This window comes from Burkholderia sp. AU4i (genome assembly GCF_000466765.1).
Taxonomy (GTDB): Bacteria; Pseudomonadota; Gammaproteobacteria; order Burkholderiales; family Burkholderiaceae; genus Burkholderia; species Burkholderia cepacia.
Map to the genome: position 1 here is coordinate 24,139 of NZ_ASSI01000037.1, position 18,957 is coordinate 43,095.

Here is an 18,957-nt window from a genome sequence, read left to right on the forward strand (position 1 = left end):
CTTCCGCGAGAAGCGCGCGCAGCCATGGAGACAGAAACAGATGAGTCAAGCGATCGAAGTGAAGGTGCCGGATATCGGCGATTACAAGGACGTGCCGGTGATCGAGATCGGCGTGAAGGTCGGCGACACGGTCGAGCCGGAGCAGTCGCTCGTCACGCTCGAGTCGGACAAGGCGACGATGGACGTGCCGAGCCCGGTAGGCGGCGTCGTGAAGGAAATCAAGGTCAAGGTGGGCGATTCCGTGTCGGAAGGCTCGCTGATCATCCTGCTCGAAGCCGCAGGTGCAGCGGCTGCCGCACCGCAGGCGAGCGCACCGGCGCCCGCCGCTGCAGCGCCGGCGCCAGCACCGGCAGCACCCGCACCGGCACCCGCGAAGGCCGCACCGGCCGCTGCTGCGCCGGCTCCGGCCGCGGCATCGTCGGGCGAATACCGCGCCAGCCACGCATCGCCGTCGGTACGCAAGTTCGCACGCGAACTCGGCGTCGAAGTCGCGCGCGTGCAGGGCTCGGGTCCGAAGGGCCGCATCACGAAGGAAGACGTCACGGGCTTCGTGAAGGGCGTGATGACCGGCCAGCGCGCGGCACCGGGCGCGGCAGCCGCGCCGGCAGGCGGCGGCGAACTGAACCTGCTGCCGTGGCCGAAGGTCGACTTCTCGAAGTTCGGCCCGTTCGAGGCGAAGCCGCTGTCGCGCATCAAGAAGATCTCGGGCGCGAACCTGCATCGCAACTGGGTGATGATCCCGCACGTCACGAACAACGACGAAGCGGACATCACCGAGCTCGAAGCGCTGCGCGTGCAGCTGAACAAGGAGCACGAAAAGGCGGGCGTGAAGTTCACGATGCTCGCGTTCGTGATCAAGGCGGTCGTCGCCGCGCTGAAGAAATTCCCGACCTTCAACGCGAGCCTCGACGGCGACAACCTGGTGTTCAAGCAGTACTACCACATCGGTTTTGCCGCGGACACGCCGAACGGCCTCGTCGTGCCGGTGATCCGCGATGCGGACAAGAAGGGGCTCGTCGATATCGCGAAGGAAATGGCCGAGCTGTCGAAGGCCGCACGCGACGGCAAGCTGAAGCCGGACCAGATGCAGGGCGGTTGCTTCTCGATCTCGTCGCTCGGCGGGATCGGCGGCACCCACTTCACGCCGATCATCAATGCGCCGGAAGTCGCGATCCTCGGGTTGTCGCGCGGCCAGATGAAGCCGGTGTGGGACGGCAAGCAGTTCGTGCCGCGTCTGACGCTGCCGCTGTCGCTGTCGTATGACCATCGCGTGATCGATGGCGCGGAAGCCGCGCGGTTCAATGCGTATCTCGGCGCGTTGCTCGCGGATTTCCGTCGCATCATTCTTTGATGAGCGGGGTGGGGCTCGCGGGGGCGTGGTTTTTGGTTGGTTCTCCACGCTCTTGTCGTTGAACCTGTTGCGCTAACGGTCTATTAGCGTCGCCCCTGCGCGGGGCGGCGGTCACTTTTCTTTGTCTTCCAAAGAAAAGTAACCAAAAGAAAGGCGCGTCCTTGGGCGGACGGCAAAGGTGGTCCTGCCCAGCGTCGCGTTCTCTTGTCAGGCCGTAGTCGCAATAGTGGGTTCTTCCGCGGGTTTCTCCCCCTCTGTCTGCAGCTAATCAAGAAGGGGACAGTCATGAGTCTCATCGAAGTCAAGGTTCCGGATATCGGCGATTTCAGCGGCGTCGATGTCATCGAAGTCAACGTGAAACCCGGCGACGTGATCGAAAAAGAGCAGACGCTCATCACGCTCGAATCCGACAAAGCCTCCATGGAAGTGCCCAGCGACGTCGCCGGCACCGTCAAGGAAGTCAAGGTCAAGGCCGGCGAGAAAGTCTCGCAAGGCACCGTCATCGCCATCGTCGAAGCATCCGCAGGCGCCGCCGCGCCCGCGAAAGCACCCGAACCGGCCAAGCCCGCAGCGGCTGCTCCGGCACCGGCCGCCCCGGCGCCCGCGCCGCAAGCCGGCAGCTACAGCGGTGCCGCCGACATCGAATGCGACATGCTCGTGCTCGGCGCCGGCCCCGGCGGCTACTCGGCCGCGTTCCGCGCAGCCGACCTCGGCATGAAGACCGTGCTCGTCGAACGCTACGCGACGCTCGGCGGCGTGTGCCTGAACGTCGGCTGCATCCCGTCGAAAGCACTGCTGCATACGTCGCTCGTCGTCGAGGAAGCCGCGGCGCTCGCGTCGCACGGCATCACGTTCGGCAAGCCGGAAGTCGATCTCGACAAGCTGCGCGACTTCAAGGGCGGCGTCGTCAAGAAACTGACGACGGGCCTCGCCGGCATGGCCAAGGCGCGCAAGGTCGAAGTGGTCACGGGCGTCGGCGCATTCGTCGATCCGTTCCACATGGAAGTGCAGGGCGAAAACGGCAAGAAGGTCGTCAAGTTCAAGCAGGCGATCATCGCCGCGGGCTCGCAGGCCGTGAAGCTGCCGTTCATGCCGGAAGACCCGCGCGTCGTCGATTCGACCGGGGCACTCGAACTGCGCCAGCTGCCGAAGCGCATGCTCGTGATCGGCGGCGGCATCATCGGCCTCGAAATGGCGACGGTGTACTCGACGCTCGGCGCCGAGATCGACGTCGTCGAAATGATGGACGGCCTGATGATGGGCGCGGACCGCGATCTCGTGAAGGTCTGGGAAAAGTACAACGCGAAGCGCTTCGGCAACGTGATGCTGAAGACCAAGACGGTCGGCGCGGAAGCGAAGGAAGACGGCATCTACGTGAAGTTCGAGGGCGAGAAGGCGCCTGCGGAAGCGCAGCGCTACGACCTCGTGCTCGTCGCGGTGGGCCGCAGCCCGAACGGCAAGAAGATCGGCGCCGACAAGGCAGGCGTCGCCGTCACGGATCGCGGCTTCATCGACGTCGACAAGCAGATGCGCACGAACGTCCCGCACATCTTCGCGATCGGCGACATCGTCGGCCAGCCGATGCTCGCGCACAAGGCCGTGCATGAAGGCCACGTCGCAGCGGAAGCCGCGCACGGCGAGAAGGCGTACTTCGACGCGCTGCAGATCCCGTCGGTGGCGTACACCGATCCGGAAGTGGCGTGGGCCGGCAAGACGGAAGACCAGTGCAAGGCCGAAGGCATCAAGTACGGCAAGGCCGTGTTCCCGTGGGCCGCATCGGGCCGCGCGATCGCGAACGGCCGCGACGAAGGCTTCACGAAGCTGATCTTCGACGAGGAAACCCATCGGGTGATCGGCGGCGCGATCGTCGGCCTGAACGCGGGCGACCTGATCAGCGAAGTGTGCCTCGCCGTCGAGATGGGCGCGGACGCGGAAGACATCGGCAAGACGATCCATCCGCACCCGACGCTCGGCGAATCGGTCGGCATGGCCGCCGAACTGTACGAAGGCGTGTGCACGGACCTGCCGCCGCAGCGCAAGAAGTAACGCGAGCGGAGCCGGCATGTTGCCGGCCACAAAAAACGCCGCCTCCCGGGCAATCCGGGCGGCGGCGTTTTCTTTTGCTGGCGGCCGATGCTCAAACGACCGTTCGGGCAAGGCAGGCGGCTTGGCGATTCCGGCGTGGTGCGGCGCCAGAAACGAAAAAGCCGCGCTGTGCGCGGCTCTTTCAGGAGCAGGGGACGCTTACGCGGCCGGCTTGCTCGAACGACGTGCGGCAGCGGCGGTAGCAGCCTTCGTTGCGACGGCAGCAGCAGCGTTGAAGTTCGTTTCAGCGATTTCGACGGCTTGCTTCGTGGCCTTCTGAACCGTTTCGTACGTGGTGTTCGCAGCGTTCAGTGCCGACTTCAGTGCGGCGACAGCCGTTTCCGAACCGGCCGGGGCGTTCTTCGCGACGTTGTCGACGAGTGCCTGGACCTTCTTGTTCTGCTCTTCGAATTGCGCTTCTGCAACCTTCGCGAACTCGGCTTGCGTCGACGATGCGATTTCGTACAGGTGACGGCCGTACGACAGCACCTTTTCCGCGACCGGCTGCGACAGGCTGGCTTGCAGTGCGATCAGTTCCTGTGCGTCCTTCACCGACAGCAGGCGCTGTGCGTTTTCCTGGCCTTCGGCCAGCGTCGACTTCACGACCTGCAGGTTGAGTTCGATCAGCTTCTCGACGCCTTCGAACGCCTTGGTCGTCAGACCGAACAGGCTTTCGAGGTTGGCTTTCTGTGCAGCGGCGATTTGCTCGGGGGTCAGCAAGGACATGTCCAGCTCCTGAAAAGCGATCGCGTCGATCGCAGGGTAAAGGGCACTACGACGGGGAACCTCGGATGCGCGTGCTTTGTGCAACGCAGCAATGAGGCCTATTTTAGGGCAGCGGAAACGGATGTCAAGTATTTTTTGTGCGTTGCACAATCGCGACAAATTATCGATAAAACAACAAGTTATCGTGCCCGTTCGGAATCGGTTTCATGCGCGTCTCCCAGATGGTGCGCACGGGCGCGGGGCGCACGCGGCGCACCATGATCATGCACAGGTAAACCTGACAGGGTCATGGAACGTTATCCTTCTGTTCCTGTCGAAAACGCGCCGTTTCGATGCGCGTACCGTGGCGACGTGCCGCCGCCACGGCCGAGACCGGCTCCCAAGGCACCCCGAGCGCCGGATACGTAGTTTCCCCGCTTTAAATCGCTTCCGAAGTGACGTTATCTCAATTAACCGTGTGTAATCGGGAGACGGGTACTGTCGGGCAGCGCATCCCATGAATTTTTTCGATGGGAGCGGGAGGGTTCATTGGTCAGAGGTTGGCCAACCCTTACATTCCGGTTTAACGACGATCGGTAAGTGCCTAATATTGCTCTTTTTTTCAGCTTTAACTACACTTGCGGAAACCTCCCGCCCGCTTTGTCCAGACCCCAATGAAAGCCGAATCGTTTTCACCGCGCAGATTGTTGCAGAGCATGACGCTCGGCACGGCTGTGTCGGTCGCTGTCGCCTTGCTGGCGACCACCGCGTCCGTCACGCCCGCTGACGCCTTTGCCGCCACTGCGAAGACCCAACAAGCCGCCAAGAAAAAGGCTGTCGCTCCTGCTTCGTCCGCGAAGAAGAAGTCGGCCAAGGCCACCTCCGACAAATCCGCCAAGGTCGCCGCGGCCGATGCGCCGCGCGCAAAGGCGTCGCGCAAGCGCGTGACGCTCGCGGCGAACAGCGTGCGTGCCGGCCATCACGGCGCGGTTCGCAAGGTCGCGTTCCAGCCGCGCCGGCAGAGCGTCGGCCAGGCGTTCGGCCTGCACGATACGCCGGACGCACTCGCGCTGCGTTCGAGCGTCGCGTACGTCGTCGACCAGAACACCGGCGAGCCGCTGTTCGACAAGAATTCGCACGCCGTCGTGCCGATCGCGTCGATCTCGAAGCTGATGACGGCGATGGTCGTGCTCGACTCGAAGGCGCCGATGGCCGACCAGATCGAAGTCACCGACGAAGACCGCGACTACGAGAAGGGCACGGGCTCGCGCCTGTCGGTCGGCTCGGTGCTGTCGCGTGAAGACATGCTGCACATCGCGCTGATGGCGTCGGAAAACCGCGCGGCCGCCGCGTTGTCGCGTTATTACCCGGGCGGTCGTCCGGCGTTCATCGCCGCGATGAACGCGAAGGCGAAGTCGCTCGGCATGACCGATACCCATTTCGAGAATTCGACCGGCCTGTCGAGCTCGAACGTGTCGAGCGCGCGCGATCTGGTGAAGATGGTCAATGCGGCGTACCAGTACCCGATGATCCGTCAGTTCTCGACCGATCGCAGCTACGAGGTGTACACGGGCAAGCGCAATCTCGCCTACAACAGCACGAACGCGCTGATCCGCGGCAACGGCTCGTGGGACATCGGTCTGCAGAAGACGGGCTTCATCAACGAAGCGGGCGAATGCCTCGTGATGCAGGCGACGATCCACGGCCGGCCGATGGTGATGGTGCTGCTCGATTCGTTCGGCAAGTATTCGCGCTTCGCCGACGCGGCACGCCTGCGCAACTGGCTCGACGCCGGCGGCGGCGAGCGCCTGACGGCGGCCAACACGCCGAACGGCGGGACCTGATCGCACGGTGGCGTGGCCGCTCGCCGCCGCGCCGATGGCAGTAAAAAAGCCCCGCAATCGCGGGGCTTTTTTACTGCGGGCGCGCGGAGCGGCTTACGCCTGCCGCTGCAGCCCGTCCGCATCCTTCGTGGGCGCCGGCCGGTAGCCGAGCGATTCCGAAATGGTGAGGGCAGTACGGCTCAACTGGCCGAGCCACGCATCCTGAAGGCGATCGGCCGGCGCCGACAGCGACAGGCCCGCGACGAGCTTGCCCGAATCGTCGTAGATGCCGGCCGCGATGCAGCGCACGCCGAGCTCCAGTTCCTCGTTGTCGCGTGCGCACGATTGCTGGCGGACGATCGTCAGCTCGCGCTCGAGCTTCGCGATGTCGGTGATGCTGTTCTGCGTATGGCCGGACAGCCCCGTGCGCGTCGCATAGGCGCGCACGCGCGACGTTTCGTCGGCTGCAAGGAACAGCTTGCCGACCGACGTGAGGTGCAGCGGCGCGCGGCCACCGATCGCACGGACGACCTGCATCCCCGAGCGCTCCGAATACGCGCGCTCGATGTAGACGATCTCGTCGCCCTGGCGCACCGACAGGTTCACGGTCTGCCCGGTGAGGCGGTGCAGCTCGCGCATCGGCATCAGCGCCGCGTCGCGTACCGACAGGCGTGCCTTCACGAGGTTGCCGAGCTCCAGCAGCCGCATGCCGAGGCGATACGTGCCGGGATCGGAGCGGTCGACGAGGCGGCAGGTCACCATGTCGTTGAGGATGCGGTGCGCCGTAGACGGGTGCAGCTCCGTGCGCTGCGCAAGTTCCTTCAGGCTCACGGGGTCACTGTGCGCGGCGAGCGCGTCCAGCAACCGCATCATGCGTTCGATCACCTGGATCGACGTTTTGGAATCCGGGGTGGGTTGGCTCATGTCGGGGGAGAAATCGGTTGACGCGGCAAGCGGTGTTGCAACGATTGTATCTCGTATCGTGAAAAAAGCGAACGCCGTTCGAGGAAGTCCTCGTTTCGCGCAGTGCGGGCTTGCGCGCGAGCCGGCGTTGGTCTCGCCGGCCAAACGGCGGATAATGAGAGCCGTTTTCTCGAAGGAGCGCGTATGCGAGTCGGTTTGTTCGTGACCTGCCTGGTCGATCTGATGCGTCCGGAAATCGGTTTTTCGGCGCTCAAGCTGATTCGCGACGCCGGCTACGAGGTGATCGTGCCGCCCGCGCAGACTTGCTGCGGCCAGCCGGCCTACAACTCGGGCGACCGCGCGCTCGCCCGCGATCTCGCGGAAAAGACGCTGCGCGAGTTCGAGCAGTTCGATTACGTCGTCGCGCCGTCGGGTTCGTGCGGCGGGATGATCCGTGCGCACTACGGCGACCTGTTCCGCGACGACCCCGAACTGATGGGGCGCTACACGCGGTTCCAGCAGAAGGTCTACGAACTGACCGATTTCCTGGCGAATGTCGCGAAGGTCTCGCTCGCGCCGGGTGAATTCACGGGGCCAGTCACCTATCACGATTCATGCTCGGGCCTGCGCGAACTCGGCGTGAAGGCGCAGCCGCGCGCGCTGCTCGCGCAGCGCGGCATCGCGGTTACCGAGATGAAGGACTGCGAGCACTGCTGCGGCTTCGGCGGCACGTTTGCGGTGAAGTACGGCGACATCTCGGCGGCCATCGCGGACGAGAAGTGCGCGAACGTGCGCGCGTCGGGTGCGGGCGCCGTCGTGCTCGGCGATCTCGGCTGCATGCTGAACATCGAAGGGCGGTTGCGCCGCACCGGCGACCGCGACACGCGCGTGCTGCACGTCGCGCAGGTGCTGGCGGGCGACGTCTGACGCCCGGTTCCGCTCACTTTTCCCCGATACCGCGATGCAAGTCCAATCGATGCATTTCAAGGCGCGCGCCGGCCAGAAGCTGGCCGACCAGCGCCTGCAGCAGAACCTGAAGAAGCTGTCGACGAAGTTCGTGTCCGCGCGTGCCGACGCGATGACCGCGATCGACTTCCCGGCCACGCGGGCCGCGCTCAAGGCGCGCCGCAACCGCGCGCTGGAGAATCTCGACGTCTGGCTCGAGGCCTTCGAGCAGGAGGCGACGCGGCGCGGCACGACCGTGCTGTTCGCCGAGACGACGGCGGACGCCGCGCGGCTCGTGGCCGACATCGCGCGCCGTCACGACGTGAAGAAGGTCATCAAGACCAAGTCGATGGTGTCGGAGGAAATGCGCCTGAACGCGGTGCTCGCGGAAATGGGCGTGCAATCGATCGAGACGGACCTCGGCGAATACATCCTGCAGATCAACGACAACGAGCCGCCGAGCCACATCATCGCGCCCGTCGTCCACAAGGACAAGGACGAGATCGCCGACCTGTTCGCGCGCACGCACCACCGCGAGCGGCTCACCGAGATTCCGGACATGACGCGGGAGGCGCGCGAGGTGCTGCGCCCGCATTTCATGTCGGCCGACATGGGCGTGACCGGCGGCAACTTCGTGATCGCCGAGACCGGGTCGGTCGCGATCGTGACGAACGAAGGGAACGAGGGGATGTGCACGGTGATGCCGCGCGTGCATGTGGCGGTGACGGGCATCGAGAAGGTGCTGCCGACCCTCGAGGACCTCGCGACCGCGATGCGCCTGCTGCCGCGTTCCGCGACGGGGCAGAAGACGTCGAACTATTTCTCGCTGCTGACCGGGCCGCGCGGGCCGGACGACGAGGACGGCCCCGAGCACAACTACGTGGTGCTCGTCGACGGCGGCCGCACGGGGCTGATCGGCGGCGAGTTCCAGGAGATGCTGCGTTGCATCCGCTGCGGCGCATGCATGAACCATTGCCCGGTTTACCAGAAGGTCGGCGGCCATGCGTACGGCTGGGTCTACCCGGGGCCGATGGGTTCCGTGCTGACGCCGAGTTACGTCGGGCTCGATCGCGCGCTGGATCTGCCTCAGGCGGCGACGCTTTGCGGGGAATGCGACAGCGTCTGCCCGGCCGGGATTCCGTTGTCGCACCTGTTGCGCACGCTGCGCGAGAAGCAGGTCGAGCGGCACCTGCGGCCGTGGCGCGAGCGGGCGGCGCTCGCTGCATGGGGTTTCGTCGCGCGGCGGCCGATGCTGTACGCGCTGACGACGAAGCTCGCGGTGCGCATCCTCGAGCGGCTGGGCGCCGGCGGCACGCTGCGGCGCCTGCCGATGATGGGCGGCTGGATGGACACGCGCGACATGCCGACCCCGACCGGGCGCACGTTCCGCGAACTGTACGCGGCGTCGCAAAGCCACCTCGGCTGACGACTGTTCATCCGGCGACAACACTGCGTTCGCTATTTGGATATTTATCTCGATAGGTGCGGTCTATAGAATCTCGTCTGTAGTCCCCGGAATTGGGTTTCGGGGTACGAGGTCAAGGAGGTCCGCATCATGAAAAAGACAATATCGATGTACTGGCCGCTGGCAATCGTCGTTCCGCTGGCTGCGGCTGCCTATCTGCATGCGATGACCGATGCGCCGTCGCGTGGCCCGCTCGCAGTCCACCAGGCATCTGCCGAACTGGCGCGTGCGGTGTCGTTCGGGCTGGTCGACGACGCGGCGAAGCCGCTGCCGGCGGCATCCGGCGACGTCGCGCTCGTCGCGCCGAAGGCGCTGTAATGCACGGCGCCGTCGCTTTGCCGGACGGCGCGATTCCGGTCGCCTTTGTATAATGGCGCGTTCTTCTCCCGCGCGGTTCGCCGCGGCTTTCCGATAGTGCGATGACCCGCGTTTCGATCTGTTTCGTCTGTCTCGGCAACATCTGTCGTTCGCCCACCGCGGAAGGCGTGATGCGTCATCAGGTCGATGCGGCCGCGCTGGCGGACCGGATCGCGATCGATTCGGCCGGCACCGGCGACTGGCATGTCGGCGAGCCGCCCGATGCGCGTGCGCAGGCGGCCGCTCGCGGCCGCGGCTACGACCTGTCGACGCTGCGCGCACGACAGGTGAGCGCGGCGGATTTCGAGCGCTTCGACCTGCTGCTCGCGATGGACGACGCGAATCTCGCGGAGCTGCGCCGCCGCTGTCCGCCGCAGCATCTCGACAAGGTGCGCCTGCTGATGGAATTCGCGCCGGATTCGACTGAAACCGAAGTGGCCGATCCGTATTTCGGCGGCGCGCAGGGTTTCGAGCAGGTGCTCGACCAAGTCGAGCGCGCGTGCGCGGGCCTGCTCGAGACGCTCCGGGCTCGCACGGAGCGCTGATCGCGCGGTATTCAGCGGTCTGCGAATACCCTTTCAAAGACATGGATACTTGACTAAAAACGTCAAATATTTATACTTGACCAAAATCGTCAAGATTGCAGTCCCCTAGACACCATGAGACTCACCACCAAAGGCCGTTTCGCCGTCACGGCGATGATTGACTTGGCACTGCGCCAGGAGCAGGGCCCGGTGACGCTTGCAGGCATCAGCCAGCGCCAGCGGATTTCGCTCTCGTATCTCGAACAGCTGTTCGGCAAGCTGCGCAGGCATGAAATCGTCGAATCCGTGCGCGGCCCGGGCGGCGGCTACAACCTCGCGCGTCGCGCGCAGGACGTCACCGTTGCCGACATCATCATCGCGGTCGATGAACCGCTCGACGCCACGCAGTGCGGCGGCAAAGGCACGTGCGACGGCTCGAAGCAGCCCGACGGCCATTGCATGACGCACGAGCTGTGGTCGACGCTGAACCAGAAGATGGTCGAATACCTCGACTCCGTGTCGCTGCAGGATCTCGTCGATCAGCAGCGCGCACGCGAGGGCGCCCCTGCGGTGTTGCGCGATCGCCGCACGCCGGAGCCCGTCGCTGCACCGGCCGAACCGGTGCGCACGATGCCGCTCGGTCCCAATTCGGTGTTCAACATCGCGAGTTCGTGAGCGCGAAGGCGCCCGCCAACCCCCATAACGCACATAGTCCCTGCACAGAATTCCCGGAGCGACAGATGACCCAAGAGACTCTCCACCTGCCCATCTACATGGATTACAGCGCGACGACACCGGTCGACCCGCGTGTGGTCGACAAGATGGTGCCGTACCTGCGCGAGCAGTTCGGCAACCCGGCATCGCGCAGCCACGCGTACGGCTGGGATGCCGAGCGTGCGGTCGAGGAAGCGCGCGAACAAGTGGCCGCGCTCGTGAACGCGGATCCGCGCGAGATCATCTGGACGTCCGGCGCAACGGAGTCGGACAACCTCGCGATCAAGGGTGCCGCGAACTTCTACAAGGGCAAGGGCAAGCACATCGTCACGGTGAAGACCGAGCACAAGGCCGTGCTCGACACGTGCCGCGAGCTCGAGCGCGATGGCTTCGAAGTCACCTACCTCGACGTCAAGGATGACGGCCTGATCGACCTCGACGTGTTCAAGGCCGCGCTGCGTCCGGACACGATCCTCGTGTCGGTGATGCACGTGAACAACGAGATCGGCGTAATCCAGGACATCGAGACGATCGGCGAAATCTGCCGCGAGAAGGGCATCGTGTTCCACGTCGACGCCGCACAGTCGACCGGCAAGGTCGGGATCGATCTCGCGAAGCTGAAGGTCGACCTGATGTCGTTCTCGGCACACAAGACGTACGGCCCGAAGGGCATCGGCGCGCTGTACGTGCGCCGCAAGCCGCGTGTGCGCATCGAAGCGCAGATGCACGGCGGCGGCCACGAGCGCGGGATGCGTTCGGGCACGCTGCCGACGCACCAGATCGTCGGCATGGGCGAAGCGTTCCGCATCGCACGTGAAGAAATGGCGACGGAAAACGAGCGCGTCCGCATGCTGCGAGACAAGCTGCTGCGCGGCCTGTCGCAGATCGAGGAAACGTACGTGAACGGCGACATGGAACGCCGTGTCCCGCACAACCTCAACATCAGTTTCAACTTCGTCGAAGGCGAGTCGCTGATCATGGCGATCAAGGACGTCGCGGTGTCGTCGGGCTCCGCGTGCACGTCGGCGTCGCTGGAGCCGTCGTACGTGCTGCGTGCGCTCGGCCGCAACGACGAGCTGGCGCACAGCTCGATCCGCTTCACGGTCGGCCGCTTCACGACGGAGCAGGAAGTCGACTTCGTGATCAACCTGCTGAACAGCAAGATCGCGAAACTGCGCGAACTGTCGCCGCTCTGGGAAATGCACCAGGAAGGCATCGATCTGTCGACGATCGAATGGGCCGCACACTGAGCGCCGGATTGAACATACCCGCGGGCGGATTCGCGCACGCAGACGTAACGAGTCAAGGAGTCTGAGTCATGTCTTACAGCAACAAGGTTCTGGATCACTACGAAAACCCGCGCAACGTCGGTTCGTTCGCGAAGGACGACGACACGGTCGGCACGGGCATGGTCGGCGCGCCGGCCTGCGGCGACGTGATGAAGCTGCAGATCCGCGTCGGCGCGGACGGCGTGATCGAAGACGCGAAGTTCAAGACGTATGGTTGCGGTTCGGCGATCGCGTCGAGCTCGCTCGTCACCGAGTGGGTGAAGGGCAAGACGCTCGACGAAGCACTGTCGATCAAGAACACGCAGATCGCCGAAGAACTCGCGCTGCCGCCGGTGAAGATTCACTGCTCGATCCTCGCGGAAGACGCGATCAAGGCAGCCGTGGCCGACTACAAGAAGCGCCACGACACCAAGGAAGGCGATCAGGCAGCAGCCTGAGCGGCATCGAGCGGCTAGAGAAGGAAACGCGGCGGGCCCCGGTGGCGCGCCGCGGCAAGGACATCATGGCAATTACACTGACCGAAAAAGCAGCACAGCACGTCCAGAAATACCTCGTCCGTCGCGGCAAGGGTATGGGCCTGCGGCTTGGCGTTCGCACGACCGGGTGCTCGGGGCTCGCGTACAAGCTCGAGTATGTCGACGAGCTGGCTCCCGAGGATCAGGTGTTCGAGAGCCATGGCGTGAAGGTGATCGTCGATCCGAAGAGTCTTGCGTACATCGACGGCACCGAGCTCGACTTCGCCCGCGAAGGCCTGAACGAAGGGTTCAAGTTCAACAACCCGAACGTGAAGGACGAGTGCGGTTGCGGCGAATCGTTCCGCGTGTGACGCGGATCTCCGCGCGATGCGGGCAAGAGGCGGCACGGGCCGCCTTTTTAATGTGCGGCGTTTGCCGTGCGACGAACCGGAATTGAACGCGACGATGGTCTCGCTGAAAGACAGCCACTTCGACCTGTTTCACCTGCCGGCGCAATTCGCGCTCGACGAGACGGCGCTCGACGCCGCCTATCGGACGGTGCAGACGCAGGTGCATCCGGACCGCTTCGCGGCGGCCGGCGATGCGCAGAAACGCATCGCGATGCAATGGGCAACCCGCGCGAACGAGGCGTACCGCACGCTGCGCGATCCGCTGAAGCGCGCATCGTATCTGCTGTCCCTGCGTGGTGTCGACATCGGTGCGGAAAACAACACCGCGATGGAGCCCGCGTTCCTGATGCAGCAGATGGAGTGGCGCGAGGGCATCGAGGATGCCGCGGCCGCCCGCAATGTCGACGCGCTCGACGCGCTGCTCGCCGAGTTGCGCGAAGAGCGGCGCGTGCGTGTGGAACGTCTCGGCACGCTGCTCGACAGCGGCGCGGATCAGGCGGCCGCCGAGGCCGTGCGCCAGCTGATGTTCATCGAACGGGTCGCGTCGGAAGTGGGCGCGCAGATCGAGCGCCTCGAAACTTAACCGCGTGCCTCGCGGCACGCGCAGCAAACGGGCCGAGCGCCCGAACGAACCAAGATGGCTTTACTGCAAATTTCCGAACCGGGCATGGCGCCGGCGCCGCATCAGCGGCGACTCGCCGTCGGGATCGATCTCGGCACGACGAACTCGCTCGTCGCGGCCGTGCGTAACAGCGTGCCGGAGGTGCTGCCGGACGAAGCGGGCCGTGTGCTGCTGCCGTCGGTGGTCCGCTATCTCGAGAAGGGCGGCCGGCGTATCGGCCACGAAGCGAAGGAGCAGGCCGCGACCGATCCGCGTAACACGATCGTGTCGGTCAAGCGCTTCATGGGCCGCGGCAAGGCCGAGGTCGAAGGCGCGGCGAACGCGCCGTACGAATTCGTCGACGCGCCGGGCATGGTGCAGATCCGCACCGTCGACGGCGTGAAGAGCCCGGTCGAAGTGTCGGCCGAGATTCTCGCGACGCTGCGCTATCGCGCGGAAGATTCGCTTGGCGACGACCTCGTCGGCGCGGTGATCACGGTGCCCGCGTATTTCGACGACGCACAGCGCCAGGCGACCAAGGACGCCGCGCGCCTCGCGGGCCTCAACGTGCTGCGCCTGCTGAACGAACCGACCGCCGCGGCGATTGCCTATGGCCTCGACAACGGGGCCGAAGGCCTCTACGCGGTGTACGACCTCGGCGGCGGCACGTTCGACCTGTCGATCCTGAAGCTGACGAAAGGCGTGTTCGAAGTGCTGGCCGCGGGCGGCGATTCCGCGCTCGGCGGCGACGATTTCGACCACGCGCTGTTCGGTCACGTGCTCGCGCAGGCCGGCATCGATGCGAAGACGCTCGCGCCCGAGGACGTGCGCCTGCTGCTCGACCGTGTGCGCGTGCTGAAGGAAGCGCTGTCGTCCGCGCCGCAGGCGTCGCTCGACGTCACGCTGTCGGGCGGCGCGCACCTCGTGCAGACGATCTCGCACGATACGTTCGCGTCGCTCGTCGAGCCGCTCGTGCAGCGTACGCTCACGCCGACCCGCAAGGCACTGCGCGACGCGCAGGTCACGCCGGCCGACATCAAGGGCGTCGTGCTCGTCGGCGGCGCGACGCGCATGCCGGTGATTCGCGACGCGGTCGCGAAGTATTTCGGCCAGCCGCCGCTCGTGAACCTCGATCCCGACCAGGTCGTCGCGCTCGGCGCGGCGATCCAGGCCGACCTGCTCGCAGGCAATCGCGGCACCGGCGACGACTGGCTGCTGCTCGACGTGATTCCGCTGTCGCTTGGTGTCGAGACGATGGGCGGCCTCGTCGAGAAGATCATCCCGCGCAACTCGACGATTCCGATCGCGCGCGCACAGGAATTCACGACCTTCAAGGACGGCCAGACCGCGATGGCGATTCACGTCGTGCAGGGCGAGCGCGAGCTCGTCGCCGACTGCCGCTCGCTCGCGCGCTTCGAGCTGCGCGGCATTCCGCCGATGACGGCCGGTGCGGCGCGCATTCGCGTGACCTACCAGGTCGATGCGGACGGGCTGCTGTCGGTGTTCGCGCGTGAGCAGCATTCGGGCGTCGAGGCGTCGGTCGTCGTGAAGCCGTCGTACGGTCTCGCCGACGACGACATCGCGAAGATGCTCGAGGACAGTTTCAAGACTGCCGAAATCGACATGCGCGCCCGCGCGCTGCGCGAAGCGCAGGTCGAGGCCGAGCGGATGCTCGAGGCGACGCAGGCTGCGCTGGCGGCCGACGGCGAGCTGCTCGACACGGACGAGCGCGCGCAGGTCGATGCGTTGGCCGCGGCGCTGCGCACGATCGCGCAGGGCGACGACACGGACGCGATCGAAACCGCGACCAAGGCGCTGGCCGACGGCACCGACGAATTCGCGGCGCGCCGGATGGACAAGAGCATCAAGCGCGCGTTGTCGGGCCGCCGGCTCGACGAGATCTGAACTCACGAACTGCGCATCGGCCGGTAACGGCCCGCGCGACATTGAACCGTGCGGCGCCTGGCGCCGCACCCTGACTGACGGAACGGACATGCCTCAACTGGTGGTGCTGCCTCACGTCGAACTGTGCCCGGACGGCGCGGTGATCGACGCGACGCCCGGCAAGAGTATCTGCGACAACCTGCTCGAACACGGGATCGAGATCGAGCATGCATGCGAGAAGTCGTGCGCGTGCACGACGTGCCACGTGGTGATCCGCGAAGGCTTCAACGATCTGACACCGTCCGAGGAGGACGAGGACGATCTGCTGGACAAGGCGTGGGGCCTCGAGCCGACGTCGCGCCTGTCGTGCCAGGCGATCGTGAAGGAAGATTCGGACCTGGTGGTCGAGATTCCTAAGTACTCGATCAACCACGCGAAGGAAAATCACTGACAGGAACCGGAGGCAGGCGATGAAATGGACCGATTCGCGTGAAATAGCCATTGCGCTGGCGGACAAGCACCCCGACATCGACCCGCAGCGGATCAACTTCGTCGATCTGCGCCAGTGGGTGCTCGAACTCGACGGTTTCGACGACGATCCCAAGCACTCGGGCGAGAAGATCCTCGAAGCGATCCAGGCCCACTGGATCGACGAATCGGATTTCGACGACGAAGACTGAACACCGCTTGCGCCGCAACGGCGCAGACGGCCGGTCATGAAAAAACGGCTCGTGAGCAATCGCTCACGAGCCGTTTTCGTTTTCAGGCCGCTTGCCCGCGCACGACATGCGGGCAGGGGGCACCGATGCGATCAGGCGATCAGGCGCCGACCAGCGTGCCGTTCTCGATCCGCACGCGCTGGCCCTGGCCGAAAGGCGGCGGGTTGTGGTACGTGAACGTGCGCGTCGCGCCGCTCTCCATCTGCACTTGCACCTGATAGTCGGTTTCCGCGCGCACCTGCTTTTCGACCTGGTTGCCGGCGAGACCGCCGCCCAGCGCGCCGATGATCGTCATCGCGGTGCGGCCGTTACCGTGGCCGAACTGGTTGCCGAGCAGGCCGCCGGCTGCAGCGCCGCCCACGGCGCCGATCCCCGAGCTCTGGCCCGGCGTGCGCGTCTGCGTGATCGCGACGACCGTGCCGCAGCTCTGGCAGTAGGTCTGGGCCGGCGCCGACGGCTGCTGCGCGTATTGCGGCGGCTGCGGTGCCGTCGTATGACGGCGGTGCGGTGCAGCCGGGCGCGGCGCCGGCTTCGGCTCGGCCTGCGCGATGGCAGCCTTCTGTTCGGCCGCCTTCTGCTGCGCGGCGGCCTGTTCGGCTGCCTGCTGCTGGGCTTGCGCGGCCAGCGCGGCGCTGGCGGCCGCGGCCGTATCGACGGCCGGCTGCGATGCAATCAGCGCGGCCTGGGTCTGGCCGTTCTGTGCGTTGCTGCTGCTGGCCTTCGGGAAGATGCCCGTGATCGCAGCCGTCGCCGCGAGGCTGGCGACGATGACGGCGCCGGCGGCGGTGGCGATAAGCGGGTGAAGGCGTTGCTTTTGCGGCGTGGTCTGATTCTGGTTGTCCATTTTTTTCTCCGATGTCGATCCGGATCGGCACTGCGGCGCCGGGCCTGATCCCACGCTGCGGGCTCGAGCAGACTTGGCGTTCCTGCGCCTCGTTCTGGGCCCGTGGTCATGCGTGGTGACGCAAACGGAGTGTCGTCCACCGGCAAGCGGCGCGCCGTATCAAGGTGTAACGAATTGCAGCGGGGCGCTGGCGACCATGGCAGGGAAAACCCGGAGAAGGCCGTCGCGACGGGGGAATAAAACAGGGGAGGATCGAGAGCCGACGGACACCGGCCGAAGGGATTTACGCGTCGTTACAAAGCTGACGCGTGCGCGCCGCAGGGCGCGGCGCACACGCGGGCGCGGCGATCAGTCTTCGCGGCGCAGATGCGGGAACAGCAGCACGTCGCGGATCGTCGGGCTGTCGGTCAGCAGCATCACGAGACGGTCGATGCCGATCCCGCAGCCGCCGGTCGGAGGCATCCCGTATTCGAGCGCGCGGATGTAGTCGGCGTCGAAGAACATCGCTTCCTCGTCACCTGCGTCCTTCTGCTCGACCTGCTTCTTGAAGCGTGCGGCCTGGTCTTCCGGATCGTTCAGCTCCGAGAAGCCGTTCGCGATTTCGCGGCCGGTCATGAACAGCTCGAAACGCTCGGTGATGCCCGGCACCGTATCCGATGCGCGTGCGAGCGGCGACACTTCGACCGGGTAATCGATGATGAAGGTCGGCTCCCACAGCTGCGCTTCGGCCGTTTCCTCGAACAGCGCGAGCTGCAGTGCGCCGGTACCCGCGTTCAGGAACGCCGGCTGCGACACGTCGACGCCGAAGCGCTTCAGTTCGGTGCGCAGGAACGCGTCGTCCGACAGCTGGCCGTCGGTGTAGTCCGGTGCGTACTTCTGGATCGCCTGCGTGATCGTCAGGCGATGGAACGGTTTCGCGAGGTCGAGCTCGCGGCCTTGATACTGGATCGTCGCGGTGCCGAGCGCATCGATTGCCGCCTGGCGGATCAGTTGCTCGGTGAAGTCCATCAGCCAGCGGTAGTCGGTGTACGCGGCGTAGAACTCCATCATCGTGAATTCCGGATTGTGACGCGGCGACACGCCTTCGTTCCGGAAGTTACGGTTGATCTCGAACACGCGTTCGAAGCCGCCGACGATCAGGCGCTTCAGGTACAGCTCCGGCGCGATGCGCAGGAACATCTGCATGTCGAGCGCATTGTGATGCGTGACGAACGGCTTCGCCGCTGCGCCGCCCGGGATCGGGTGCAGCATCGGCGTTTCGACTTCCATGAACTCGGCGTTGTCCATGAACTTGCGGATCGATGCGATCGTCTTCGTGCGGGCGCGGAACGTGTCGCGCGTTTCCGGCGTGACGATCAGGTCGACGTAGCGCTGGCGGTAGCGCATTTCCTGGTCGGACAGGCCGTGGAACTTGTCCGGCAGCGGGCGCAGTGCCTTCGACAGCAGGCGCAGTTCCTTGCACTGGACCGACAGCTCACCCTTGTTGGTGCGGAACAGCACGCCGCGCGCGGCGACGATGTCGCCGAGGTCCCACTTCTTGAATGCGTCGTAGGTTTCCGCGCCGACGTCGTTCGGCGTCACGAAGAACTGGATCTGGCCCGACCCGTCCTGCACCGTCGCGAAGCTCGCCTTGCCCATCACGCGTTTGAGCATCATGCGGCCGGCCACCGACACCTCGACCGGGTTCGCTTCGAGCGCGGCCTTGTCCGAGTCGGCGAATTTCGCCTGCAGGTCGGCTGCGTGGTGCTCGGGCCGGAAATCGTTCGGGTAGGCGACGCCTTGCTCGCGCAGGGCGCGCAGCTTCTCGCGGCGCTCCGCGATGATCTGGTTTTCGTCCGCGGTGACGGCGGGCTGCGTTTGGGTCGGTTCGGTCATGATGGTCG

18 protein-coding genes and 1 pseudogene are annotated in these 18,957 nt (G+C 65.4%); 15 read left to right on the forward strand and 4 right to left on the reverse strand.

Translation table 11 applies throughout. The features are described from left to right. Positions 1 to 34: 34 nt before the first annotated feature. Both aceF and lpdA read left to right on the forward strand, forming a co-directional pair. Positions 35 to 1,351: pseudogene (aceF, locus tag L810_RS07045) on the forward strand (dihydrolipoyllysine-residue acetyltransferase); the annotation flags it as partial. Positions 1,352 to 1,636: 285 nt separating this feature from the next. Further along, entirely contained in the window at positions 1,637 to 3,397 is a 1,761-nt protein-coding gene (gene lpdA / locus L810_RS07050; protein WP_021157664.1) for a dihydrolipoyl dehydrogenase, read from the forward strand. Positions 3,398 to 3,595: 198 nt separating this feature from the next. Here the strand turns inward: lpdA and L810_RS07055 are convergent, their stop codons facing one another. Then, on the reverse strand, positions 3,596 to 4,162 hold the full coding sequence (locus L810_RS07055; RefSeq protein WP_006481973.1) for a phasin family protein: 567 nt from the start codon (positions 4,160 to 4,162) through the stop codon (positions 3,596 to 3,598). Positions 4,163 to 4,815: 653 nt separating this feature from the next. Between L810_RS07055 and pbpG the strand changes: the two genes are divergently transcribed. Beyond that, the gene (gene pbpG, locus L810_RS07060) at positions 4,816 to 5,985 is read left to right on the forward strand and encodes a D-alanyl-D-alanine endopeptidase (RefSeq protein ID WP_021157665.1); all 1,170 of its coding nucleotides are present in this window, start codon (positions 4,816 to 4,818) and stop codon (positions 5,983 to 5,985) included. Between the two features lie 93 nt (positions 5,986 to 6,078). Here pbpG and L810_RS07065 read toward each other — a convergent pair whose 3' ends face one another. After that, the gene (locus L810_RS07065) at positions 6,079 to 6,888 is read right to left on the reverse strand and encodes an IclR family transcriptional regulator (RefSeq protein WP_027786965.1); all 810 of its coding nucleotides are present in this window, start codon (positions 6,886 to 6,888) and stop codon (positions 6,079 to 6,081) included. A 183-nt stretch (positions 6,889 to 7,071) separates the two neighbouring features. Between L810_RS07065 and L810_RS07070 the strand changes: the two genes are divergently transcribed. The 12 genes from L810_RS07070 (at position 7,072) to iscX (ending at position 16,191) form a co-directional block, all read left to right on the forward strand. Continuing rightward, entirely contained in the window at positions 7,072 to 7,794 is a 723-nt protein-coding gene (locus L810_RS07070; RefSeq protein ID WP_021157667.1) for a (Fe-S)-binding protein, read from the forward strand. A 34-nt stretch (positions 7,795 to 7,828) separates the two neighbouring features. Beyond that, positions 7,829 to 9,238, forward strand: coding sequence for a lactate utilization protein B (locus L810_RS07075; protein WP_021157668.1), 1,410 nt, complete (start codon positions 7,829 to 7,831; stop codon positions 9,236 to 9,238). A 129-nt stretch (positions 9,239 to 9,367) separates the two neighbouring features. Further along, on the forward strand, positions 9,368 to 9,595 hold the full coding sequence (locus L810_RS07080) for a hypothetical protein (protein WP_021157669.1): 228 nt from the start codon (positions 9,368 to 9,370) through the stop codon (positions 9,593 to 9,595). Positions 9,596 to 9,696: 101 nt separating this feature from the next. Next, positions 9,697 to 10,179: a low molecular weight protein-tyrosine-phosphatase gene (locus L810_RS07085; RefSeq protein ID WP_021157670.1), complete on the forward strand. Its 483-nt coding sequence runs from the start codon at positions 9,697 to 9,699 to the stop codon at positions 10,177 to 10,179. A gap of 114 nt (positions 10,180 to 10,293) precedes the next feature. After that, positions 10,294 to 10,833, forward strand: a complete 540-nt coding sequence (gene iscR / locus L810_RS07090) for a Fe-S cluster assembly transcriptional regulator IscR (RefSeq protein ID WP_009691731.1) — start codon at positions 10,294 to 10,296, stop codon at positions 10,831 to 10,833. A gap of 65 nt (positions 10,834 to 10,898) precedes the next feature. Next, a complete protein-coding gene (locus L810_RS07095; RefSeq protein WP_021157672.1) occupies positions 10,899 to 12,122 on the forward strand; it encodes an IscS subfamily cysteine desulfurase in 1,224 nt (407 codons plus the stop codon). A 68-nt stretch (positions 12,123 to 12,190) separates the two neighbouring features. Next, positions 12,191 to 12,598, forward strand: a complete 408-nt coding sequence (gene iscU / locus L810_RS07100; protein WP_006481982.1) for a Fe-S cluster assembly scaffold IscU — start codon at positions 12,191 to 12,193, stop codon at positions 12,596 to 12,598. Between the two features lie 65 nt (positions 12,599 to 12,663). Then, positions 12,664 to 12,987 carry an iron-sulfur cluster assembly protein IscA gene (iscA, locus tag L810_RS07105; RefSeq protein ID WP_012492710.1) on the forward strand — a complete coding sequence of 108 codons (324 nt, stop codon included), beginning with the start codon at positions 12,664 to 12,666 and terminating at the stop codon, positions 12,985 to 12,987. 94 nt (positions 12,988 to 13,081) lie between these two features. Continuing rightward, entirely contained in the window at positions 13,082 to 13,609 is a 528-nt protein-coding gene (gene hscB / locus L810_RS07110; RefSeq protein ID WP_042973645.1) for a Fe-S protein assembly co-chaperone HscB, read from the forward strand. 54 nt (positions 13,610 to 13,663) lie between these two features. Continuing rightward, positions 13,664 to 15,532, forward strand: coding sequence for a Fe-S protein assembly chaperone HscA (hscA, locus tag L810_RS07115; protein WP_021157675.1), 1,869 nt, complete (start codon positions 13,664 to 13,666; stop codon positions 15,530 to 15,532). Between the two features lie 88 nt (positions 15,533 to 15,620). Beyond that, positions 15,621 to 15,962 carry an ISC system 2Fe-2S type ferredoxin gene (fdx, locus tag L810_RS07120; protein WP_011352558.1) on the forward strand — a complete coding sequence of 114 codons (342 nt, stop codon included), beginning with the start codon at positions 15,621 to 15,623 and terminating at the stop codon, positions 15,960 to 15,962. A 19-nt stretch (positions 15,963 to 15,981) separates the two neighbouring features. After that, entirely contained in the window at positions 15,982 to 16,191 is a 210-nt protein-coding gene (gene iscX / locus L810_RS07125; RefSeq protein WP_021157676.1) for a Fe-S cluster assembly protein IscX, read from the forward strand. A gap of 139 nt (positions 16,192 to 16,330) precedes the next feature. Here iscX and L810_RS07130 read toward each other — a convergent pair whose 3' ends face one another. Further along, positions 16,331 to 17,074, reverse strand: a complete 744-nt coding sequence (locus tag L810_RS07130; RefSeq protein WP_021157677.1) for a glycine zipper 2TM domain-containing protein — start codon at positions 17,072 to 17,074, stop codon at positions 16,331 to 16,333. Between the two features lie 348 nt (positions 17,075 to 17,422). Then, the gene (lysS, locus tag L810_RS07135) at positions 17,423 to 18,949 is read right to left on the reverse strand and encodes a lysine--tRNA ligase (RefSeq protein ID WP_021157678.1); all 1,527 of its coding nucleotides are present in this window, start codon (positions 18,947 to 18,949) and stop codon (positions 17,423 to 17,425) included. Between the last annotated feature and the right edge of the window lie 8 nt (positions 18,950 to 18,957).